This window comes from Amycolatopsis sp. NPDC039088 (genome assembly GCF_055598845.1).
Genome location: NZ_JBVKAE010000043.1, coordinates 19,879 through 28,612 on the forward strand (window position 1 = coordinate 19,879; position 8,734 = coordinate 28,612).

At 69.1% G+C, this 8,734-nt stretch carries 10 protein-coding genes; 6 read left to right on the forward strand and 4 right to left on the reverse strand.

Annotation, left to right across the window (positions count from 1 at the left end; genetic code table 11):
* The first annotated feature begins 350 nt into the window (after nucleotides 1-350).
* Complete coding sequence (locus ACZ7KI_RS37045) at nucleotides 351-1,445, forward strand: S1 family peptidase (RefSeq protein ID WP_470277671.1); 1,095 nt, start codon at nucleotides 351-353, stop codon at nucleotides 1,443-1,445.
* 24 nt (nucleotides 1,446-1,469) lie between these two features.
* Here the strand turns inward: ACZ7KI_RS37045 and ACZ7KI_RS37050 are convergent, their stop codons facing one another.
* Nucleotides 1,470-2,372 carry a LysR family transcriptional regulator gene (locus ACZ7KI_RS37050; RefSeq protein ID WP_470277672.1) on the reverse strand — a complete coding sequence of 301 codons (903 nt, stop codon included), beginning with the start codon at nucleotides 2,370-2,372 and terminating at the stop codon, nucleotides 1,470-1,472.
* 80 nt (nucleotides 2,373-2,452) lie between these two features.
* Here ACZ7KI_RS37050 and ACZ7KI_RS37055 point away from each other — a divergent pair, with 80 nt between their 5' ends.
* Both ACZ7KI_RS37055 and ACZ7KI_RS37060 read left to right on the forward strand, forming a co-directional pair.
* The gene (locus ACZ7KI_RS37055) at nucleotides 2,453-2,860 is read left to right on the forward strand and encodes a hypothetical protein (protein WP_470277673.1); all 408 of its coding nucleotides are present in this window, start codon (nucleotides 2,453-2,455) and stop codon (nucleotides 2,858-2,860) included.
* Entirely contained in the window at nucleotides 2,857-4,425 is a 1,569-nt protein-coding gene (locus tag ACZ7KI_RS37060) for a multicopper oxidase family protein (protein ID WP_470277674.1), read from the forward strand. Before ACZ7KI_RS37055 ends, ACZ7KI_RS37060 begins: the two co-directional genes overlap by 4 nt.
* A 6-nt stretch (nucleotides 4,426-4,431) precedes the next feature.
* Here the strand turns inward: ACZ7KI_RS37060 and ACZ7KI_RS37065 are convergent, their stop codons facing one another.
* Together ACZ7KI_RS37065 and ACZ7KI_RS37070 are read right to left on the reverse strand one after the other, a co-directional pair.
* A complete protein-coding gene (locus ACZ7KI_RS37065; RefSeq protein ID WP_470277675.1) occupies nucleotides 4,432-4,890 on the reverse strand; it encodes a fumarylacetoacetate hydrolase family protein in 459 nt (152 codons plus the stop codon).
* Complete coding sequence (locus ACZ7KI_RS37070; protein WP_470277676.1) at nucleotides 4,832-5,524, reverse strand: hypothetical protein; 693 nt, start codon at nucleotides 5,522-5,524, stop codon at nucleotides 4,832-4,834. The genes ACZ7KI_RS37065 and ACZ7KI_RS37070 overlap by 59 nt, the downstream gene beginning before the upstream one ends.
* A 270-nt stretch (nucleotides 5,525-5,794) precedes the next feature.
* Between ACZ7KI_RS37070 and ACZ7KI_RS37075 the strand changes: the two genes are divergently transcribed.
* Genes ACZ7KI_RS37075 through ACZ7KI_RS37085 form a run of 3 tightly spaced genes read left to right on the forward strand, consistent with a single transcriptional unit; the run spans nucleotide 5,795 to nucleotide 7,747 of the window.
* Nucleotides 5,795-6,148, forward strand: coding sequence for a RidA family protein (locus tag ACZ7KI_RS37075; RefSeq protein WP_470277677.1), 354 nt, complete (start codon nucleotides 5,795-5,797; stop codon nucleotides 6,146-6,148).
* Nucleotides 6,141-6,785: a helix-turn-helix transcriptional regulator gene (locus tag ACZ7KI_RS37080; RefSeq protein WP_470277678.1), complete on the forward strand. Its 645-nt coding sequence runs from the start codon at nucleotides 6,141-6,143 to the stop codon at nucleotides 6,783-6,785. The genes ACZ7KI_RS37075 and ACZ7KI_RS37080 overlap by 8 nt, the downstream gene beginning before the upstream one ends.
* Complete coding sequence (locus ACZ7KI_RS37085) at nucleotides 6,782-7,747, forward strand: pyridoxal-phosphate dependent enzyme (RefSeq protein ID WP_470277679.1); 966 nt, start codon at nucleotides 6,782-6,784, stop codon at nucleotides 7,745-7,747. The genes ACZ7KI_RS37080 and ACZ7KI_RS37085 overlap by 4 nt, the downstream gene beginning before the upstream one ends.
* A gap of 4 nt (nucleotides 7,748-7,751) precedes the next feature.
* Here ACZ7KI_RS37085 and ACZ7KI_RS37090 read toward each other — a convergent pair whose 3' ends face one another.
* Entirely contained in the window at nucleotides 7,752-8,729 is a 978-nt protein-coding gene (locus tag ACZ7KI_RS37090; protein ID WP_470277680.1) for an alpha/beta hydrolase, read from the reverse strand.
* Nucleotides 8,730-8,734 lie beyond the last annotated feature (5 nt).

Genomic DNA, 8,734 nt, shown 5'->3' on the forward strand with positions numbered 1-8,734 from the left:
TCCGACGCTAGCGAAAGCCTCCTTCACTACCGTCAGAGTAGGCAAGGAGGCCTTCACTACCAGAACAACGCGTACACAAGAGCGACACCGGCCCCACGCCACGACACGTTTGCCTTACCCCTCAAGAGAACCGTCGTCACCGCTCACGAGGTTTAGGTAGGGCACAGGGCGCGGTACCTATTTTTCTTCCTGTCCAACGAAAGTCGGTACCGGGGTCCGGTGTCGCGGGATCACCCTGATCGACACCGGATCACCGGTGCCGGGCCACCTTGGTCGCGCCCGGCAACCCACTGTGTCCAGTGCGGCCACCTCTCGCGCTGGATCTTCCCTCGCGAAAGTGAGTCACCGGTATGCGCCCAACCCCCTTAGCCCGTACCGCCACCACGCTGGCGGCCGCGGCCGCGGTCATCGGCTTCCTCGCCCCGTCCACGGCCACCGCCACCACCATCGAGGGCTACTCCCCCACCGTGCAGCGCGAGGCGGTCACCTCGCTGGCCTCGGAGGCGGGGATCAGCGAAGCCGCCGCCACCGCGTTGCTGCGGAAGCAGACCGGCAGTGTCGAGGCGCTGCAGAAGGCCACCGCCGCCTTGGGTTCCCGTGCCGCCGACGGTTATCTCGACGACGCCGCCGAACCGGTGGTGAACGTGCTCGACCAGGCCGCCGCGGATCAGGTGACCGCGACCGGCGCGCGGGCGCGGGTGGTCAAACACTCCAGTGCGGCGCTGGCGGGAGCGCAGAACGCCTTGCAGGCGCTGCCCACGGTCGCGCACACGTCTATCGGCCTCGACCCGAAGAGCAACCAGGTCGTGCTGACCGTGTCCGACGCGGCCAAGGGCACCGAAGCCCTCGTGAAGGCCGCCGAGGCACTCGGCGACCGGGTCCGCGTGGAGCGGACCACCGGCGAAATGCACACCGCGATCTACAACGGCGAGGCCATCACCGGCGGCGGAACCCGCTGCTCGGTCGGGTTCAACACCAACCGCGGCGGCCAGAACTACATCCTCGACGCCGGCCACTGCACCCGCGCGGTGTCGCAGTGGAACGTCGGCCCGTCGCAGGGCGCGAGCTTCCCGAACAACGACTACGGCCTGATCCGCAACACCACCGGCAGCGCGCCCGGCGCGGTCACCCTGTGGAACGGCTCCACCCAGCGGATCGCCTCCGCCGGATCCGCCACGGTCGGGCAGCGGATCAGCAAGAGCGGCAGCACCACCCACCTCACCTCGGGTTCGGTGCAGCGGCTGAACGTCACGGTGAACTACGCCGAAGGTTCGGTGTACCAGCTGATCCAGACCAACGCGCTGGTCAACCCCGGTGACTCGGGCGGCTGCCTCTTCTCCGGCAGCGTCGGACTGGGCATCACCTCCGGCAAGGGCAGCGGAACCTCGTACTTCCAGCCGCTCGGCGAGGCCATGAGCGCCTACAGCGTCACGCTCAACCCGTAGCAGGTTCCCGGGGCCGGGTCCTGGTCAGCCCGACCGGGACCCGGCCTCGGCCTGCGCGTGGAAATGGTCGACGGTGTGGTCGCGGAACCGCCGGGCGGCGGCGGAAAGGTAGGTGTCCTCGCGCCACGCGACGCTGAGCACGCGGCGGCAGTCGGGATCGTCGACGTCGAGCCAGACCACCGAAGTCCTGATCTCGGCCCGCAGGCCGAGCGAGGGCACGAACGCGATGCCGAGACCCGCGTCGATGAGCTGGAAGAGCACGGCCGCTTCGTCGCCTTCACAGACGATGTGGAGGTCGAGCCCGGCCTTCGCGAACAGCTGATCGGCGAGCTCGCGTTGCCAGTAACCGGGCCGCGTGGTCAGGAACGGCTCTCCGGCGAGGTCCGCGAGGCCGACGCGGCCGCGGCCGGCGAGCCGATGGCCGGACGGCACACACAGCATCACGCGTTCGTCCAGGAGAACGCGGCTCCGGATGTCGTTGCCGGACAAGGGTTGCGACGTGACGCACAGGTCGACGTCGCCGGACCGCAGTTTCTCCGCCATCCCCTCCGCCGATGCCTGCGAAAGCCGCACGTCCACCTGCGGATGCCCGGGAATGAAGGTACGGAGCGGTTCGGTGAGGGCCAGCAGGCTTTCCGCCGCGACCGTGACGGTGCCGCGTTCCAGCCCGGCGGCGTCGTCGAGTTCCTGTCGGGCGTCTTCGAGTTCGGCCAGAACCCGGTCGACGCGGCGGAGGAACGCGGCGCCGAACCGGTTGAGCCGGATCCGGCGGCCGTGCCGGTCGAACAAGGGGACACCGAGGTCGTTTTCCAGCCTGGCCAACGTCCGGCTGAGCGAGGGCTGCGCGACACGCAGTTTCTCGGCGGCCCGGCCGACGTGTTCGAGCCGGGCGACCGTCTGGAAATACCGGAGCGCCAGAAGATCCATCGCTGATACCCCGTCTGCTATGAATAGATAACCGATCTTGTCTTGGACAGCATAAGGCCTCGGCTCTTACGTTCGGTCACGTGAGTGAAACCGTGACTACCCGAAGCCGGAAGGCGAACGGGACGCTGATGGTGAACCGGGTGCTCGTGAGCGTCCACGCCGTCGCGATCATCGGCCAGCCGGTCTTCGCCGGCGGCTATCTGGGCGGCGACTACGACATGCTCTCGCTGCACCGGGTGGGCGCCGATGCCGTGTCGTTCCTGGCGTACGCCCAGATCCTGGCGGCGCTCGTCCTGTGGCTGGTCCGCGGACCGCGCTGGTTGTTCTGGATCAGCCTGCTGCTCGCGGCGGGCGAGACCGCGCAGTACTTCGCCGGCATGGACGGCGCGCTCGACCTGCACATCCCTCTCGGTGTCGCCCTCGTCGCCGGGATGGTGCTCACGACAGTCGCGCTCTGGCGTCCGCAAGTCTGGCGGACGGCCCGATGAGCCGCCGTCTTCCCCGGCGGACGTTCCTCGGGCTCGCGGGCGGAGCCGGTGTCCTGCTCGCCGCCGGGCTCACCGCTCCCCGGTTGCTCGCGCAGGGTTCGCCGGGCACCGGCGAGTTGCTGCGCAGCGGGCTCCCCCTGCCGGAACCGTTCCGGGTACCACTGCCGATCCCGCCGGTGCTCCGTCCACACAGGACGGACGAAGCGGATCACTACCGGATCACCCAGCGGGCGGCGACGGCCGAGATCCTTCCCGGTGTCCGGACACCGATCTGGGGCTATGACGGGATCTTCCCGGGGCCCACGATCGAATCGCGGCGGAACCGGACGACGGTGGTGCGCCACCGCAACGAACTTCCCGTCCCCACCGTGGTCCACCTGCACGGTGGGCACACGCCCGCCGAGTCCGACGGCTACCCGACCGACCTCGTCCTGCCCCTCTCCGGCTGGGACGCCGGACACGGCGGGCACGGTATGGTCGACGCCCGCGCCCGGATCGCGAACGGCGAACGCGACTACGTCTTCCCGTTCCGGCAACGGGCCGCGACCCTGTGGTACCACGACCATCGCATGGATTTCACCGGTCCCGCCGTCTACCGGGGCCTCGCCGGTTTCCATCTGGTGCGCGACGACGAGGAAGAGGCGCTGGGGCTCCCGTCCGGAGATCGTGAGCTGCCGCTGATGATCGCCGACCGCTCCTTCGACGAGCACGGCGCCTTCGCGTACCCGTCGCTCGACCGGACCTTGCGGACCACGCCGGGAGTGGAAAGTGCTTTCGTGGAAGGGGTTTTCGGGGACGTCATCCTCGTCAACGGCGCGCCGTGGCCGGTACACGAGGTGGCGGCCGCGCGGTACCGGCTCCGTGTCCTGAACGGCTCCAACGCCCGCCGCTACGACCTCGCCCTCGACCCTCCGCCGCCCGGCGGAGGCGGCTTCGTCCAGATCGGTGGCGACCAAGGCCTCCTCGACGCGCCACGCGCCCACGACCACCTTCCCATCGCGCCGGCGGAGCGGTACGACCTCGTCGTCGACTTCGGCCGGTATCCGGTGGGCACCGAAGTCACCCTGGTGAACCGGCTCGGCACCGGCTCGACCGCCCAGGTCATGCGGTTCGTCGTCACCCGCCGCGCACCGGACGAGAGCCGGGTTCCGGCGAAGCTCGCCGAGATCGAGCCGCTCGCGCGCGAGCAGGCCACGACCACGCGGGAGTTCTCGTTCCGCGCCGGGACCGTCCACGGCCGCGCGGGCTGGGTGATCGGTGGCGAACCGTTCTCACCGGATCTGATGTCGGCGAGTCCGCGCCTTGGCGACGTCGAGATCTGGCGGTTCGTCGCCGACATCCACCATCCCGTGCATCTGCACCTGGTGGGCTTCCGGATCCTCTCGCGCGGCGGGCGTCCGCCGGGACCGTTCGACGGCGGGATCAAGGACACCGTCGATCTGAAACCGGGCGAGTCGGTCGAGGTCATCGCCCGTTTCGACGGCTACCGCGGCCGCTACGTCTTCCATTGCCACAACGCCGAACACGAGGACATGGCGATGATGGCGAACTTCGAGGTGGTGTGATCCGGCTCAGCCCCGGACCGGGTTCGTCAGTTCGCCGACCCCCTCGATGGCCACGGTGACCTCGTCCCCCGGCTTCATGGGGCCGACACCCGCCGGGCTGCCGGTGAGCACGACGTCGCCGGGGCGCAGTGTGAACCAGCGGGTCACCCAGGCGAGGATCGCGGGCACGTCGAAGATCATCTCCGCGGTGGCCGTCGGCCCGCCAGTCGGGGTGACGGCGTTGGGCGCTTTGAGGAACAGGGCTGGCCGCTCCGGCCACGGACGGCCCTTTTCCTTGAGCTGACAGGCATAGTTGCTGCCGACGCAGACGATCGTGCGCGGGTCGCACGGCGCCAGCAGCCGGACGCCGGACAGCGGGCCGACGACCTCGCCGGGGCCGCTGGCCGGGTCGTAGGCGCGGACGAGGTCATCGTCGACACATCCCGTCCGGTCGGTTCCGTCGGTGGCGAAGCGGATCAGGCGCATCCACACCGCCGAGCGCTTCGCGGAGCAGTTCGAGCGGATGCCACGCCGTCCGGCCGGCGCCGTGGAAGATCTGCTGGCGGCAGGAGACTCCCGTGGCGGTGACCAGCGTTTCGGCCGGTTCCTTTTCCATCGCGGGGAAAAGCCGGTCCCGGCCGACGGCCATCGAGGTCTCGTAGTGTTCGGCCTCGAAGCCGAACGAGCCCGCCATCCCACAGTATCCGGAGTCGATCTCGGCGACCTCCAGCCCCGGGATACGGCGCAGGAGTGCCATGGTGGCGGCGGTGCCGACCTCCGCCTTCTGGTGACAGTGGCCGTGGAAGACCACGCGCCGTCCGCTGAGCCACGACCGTTCGGGCAGCTTCAGCCTGCCGTCGTCGATGGCCTCGACGAGCAGTTCCTCGACCTGCCGGACCCGCTCTTTGACCTGCCGTGCTTCGGGAAGGTCCGGCAGCAGCGCCACAGTCTCGTCGCGCAGGGTGAAGACGCACGAGGATTCACAGCCGACGATCGGCGATCCCGGTTCGGTGTCGCGGGCCAGCGAGGTGACCAGTCCGGTGGTCTTCTTCTTGGCGTCGTCGAGCAAGCCCTTGGACAGGCTCGACCGTCCGCAGTAGCCACCGGAAGCGAGTTCCACCGCCCAGCCCGCTGAGATCGCAAGGCGGGTTAGCGACTGTGCGAAACACCGCGTTGTTGCCCTCCGCGACATCCGCGCGCTCGCTACCTGGTCATAGCGATCGCAGCACGGTCCGCGACCTGCCCCAAGAAAGCTCCGCGAAATCACCACGCGAGACCCCGCATTTAGTCGACTAATTGCGCCGAGGCGCACGCCGATGTCCGACCCCTCGCCCAGCGGCGTGACGCACAGCACTTGGACTTTCCGTCCAAGGCTTATACAGTCAGTCTTGTGACCAACGAGCATCCGTATCCCCCGGCCTTCCGCAGCGGCGACCTGGTTTCCGTGTCCGGACGGCTCGGGGTGACCGAGACAGGCGAGCTGGCGCCAGGCGGATTCGACGCCGAGTGCCCGCAGGCCTTCGCCAATCTCGACGCCGCGCTGCGCTCGGCGGGTGCGAGCCGGGCCGACGTGGTGAAGGTCGTCGTCTACCTGACCGACATCGCCGACCGCGACGGTCTCAACCGCGTCTACGAAGAGTTCTTCGCCGAGCCCCGGCCCGCGCGCACCTGTGTCGGCGTGGCTTCCCTGCCCTATGGCGGTGTCGTCGAAGTCGAGGCGCTCGCCCGGGTCCGCGATGTCTGAGCAGGACGCGATCCTCGACGCGCTCGCCCCGGTCGCCGACGGCATCGCGGCGACGCTCGGCTCGTTCTGCGAGGTCGTCGTGCACGACTTCCGCCGTCCGGAGAAGTCGGTGGTGGCGATCGCGGGATCGGTCACTGATCGCAGCGTCGGCGGGTCGATGAGCGAGATCGGCATGGGCTTACTCGCCCGCGGTGACAAGGCCGAGGACCAGCTGAACTACGTCACCCGCACCGCTTCCGGCAAGCTCGTGAAGTCCTCGACCATGCTGCTGCGCGACAGCGGCGGCTCGGTGTTCGGCGCGCTGTGCGTCAATCTCGACGTCACCGCTCTCGGCCAGCTGCGGACCCTTGTCGGCGAACTCGCCGACGTCGGCACCACCGCCGAGATGCCGACCACCACCTTCGGCGACGACGTCGACGCGGTGGTGGACGCGATCGTCGACGAACACCAGCTGCGGCTGAACAAACCGTGGGCCGCGCTCAACCGTGAAGAGCGGCTCGACCTGTTCCGCAGCCTGCACGCGCGCGGCGTCTTCGCCGTCCGGCGGGCGGTGCCGCAGGTCGCGGCCCGGATCGGGATCTCCCGCGCCTCCGCCTACAACTACCTGTCCGAAATCCGTGATCAAGGAGCATCATGACCGCCCCCGTGACCATCGACGACATCCGCGACGCCGCCGCTCGCCTGGCCGGTGTCGCACACCGGACCCCGGTCGTGCGCTCCCGCACCCTCGACGACCTCGTCGGCGCCGAGGTCCTGATCAAATGCGAGAACCTCCAGCGCGTCGGCGCCTTCAAGTTCCGTGGCGCGTACAACGCCGCTTCCCGCCTCTCGCCGGAGCAACTGGCCAAGGGTATCGCCGCCTACTCCTCGGGCAACCACGCCCAGGCCGTCGCGCTCGCGGCGCGGGAACTCGGGAGCAGCGCGGTCATCCTGATCCCGGAGGACACCCCTCAGTCCAAAAAGGACGCCACCGCGGGTTACGGCGCCGAGGTCGTCACCTACGACCGGTACACCGGCGACCGCGTCGCGATCGGCGAGGCCCTGGCCGCCGAACGAGGCCTCGCGCTCATCCCGCCGTACGAACACCCGCACGTGATCGCCGGGCAGGGCACCGCGGCGCTGGAACTGCTGGAGGACAGCGGTTCCCTCGACACGCTGATCGTCCCGGTCGGCGGCGGTGGTCTCATCGCGGGCAGCTCGACCGCCGCGAAAGCCGTGCAGCCCGGAATCCGCGTCGTCGGCGTGGAACCCGCCGCTGGCGACGACACCAAACGCTCGCTGGAGGCGGGCGAACGCGTCTCGATCCCGGTCCCCCGGACGATCGCCGACGGCCAGGCCGCTTCCATCCCCGGCGAACTGACCTTCTCGATCAACCGGAAGCTCGTCGACGACATCGCGCTGGTCACCGACGACGCGGTCCGGGAGGCGATGCGGTTCGCGTTCGAACGCCTCAAGCTCGTCATAGAGCCGAGTGGTGCGACGGGTCTGGCCGCGCTGCTCAGCGGTGCGGTTTCCGCCTCCGGCCGGGTCGGGGTGATCATCAGCGGCGGAAACGTCAGCCCGGAACGCTTCGCGGAACTCATCACCACCCGCGGCTAGTCCTCTAAATGCCGAGTGCGCCGGCCAGCACCGGCCACGAGTTGCGCAGGGCGCGTTGCCAGTACGGCCAGCTGTGCGTACCGGCGCCGTAGTAGTCGACGGTCACCGGGATTCCCTTGAGTTTCAACCGATCCGTGAAGCTCACCGAGGTGCCCAGTGCCGAAGGTTCGAAGATGTCGGACTGACCGGGCGGATCGAGTGGCCCGGTCTGGCCATTGCCACAGGAGACATAGAGCGCGGTGCCGCGCAGGTCGTCGATGTGGTCGTAGGGGTTGTTCGCCGACCACAGCGGCCGCATCCCCCAGCTGTCGCCCCAGAGTTCGAGGTAGTTGAAGATCCCCGCGCGGGCCAGGATCCCTTGGATGAACAGCGGAGTTCCCTGGTAAAGCGTGTTCGGGACACCGCTGTAGGACGCGGCCGCGCCGAACATCCCCTTGTGCTTGTACGCGTAGGCGAGGGCGCCGTACCCGCCGATCGACAATCCGGCGATCGCCCGGCGGGTCCCGGCGCGGTACCCGCGTTCGACGATCTGCCGCACCTCCAGGGTGTGGAAGGTGTCCCAGTCCGGCGTGCTCTTGAGGCCGAAGTTCCACCACTTCGTGTACATCCCGGCCGGTCCACCGGTCGGCATCACGACGACCGCGTCCTTGTCCGCGGTGAACGCCTTGACGTCGGTGAACTGGTCCCACGAGCGATAGTCGACCGGTTCGCAGCAGCCGTGCAGCAGGTACAGCGTCGGCCAGGTCCGCGTCGGTTGCGCGGCCCAGCCGGCCGGAACGAGCAGGCGGACCATGCCGGTGGTACCGAGCGCGGGCGAGCTGATCTTGAGGTCGAGCGTGCGCGCGTCCAGCCAAGTCTCCTCGACGACCTTCGCGCCGTTGTCGGCGGCGGCTGTCGTGGGAGCGGCGCTCGCCGGGATCGACGTCCCGAGCAGAGCGACCATCGACAACACCAGCAGACCCCACCGCCGCGTTCGGTTCATCAGTT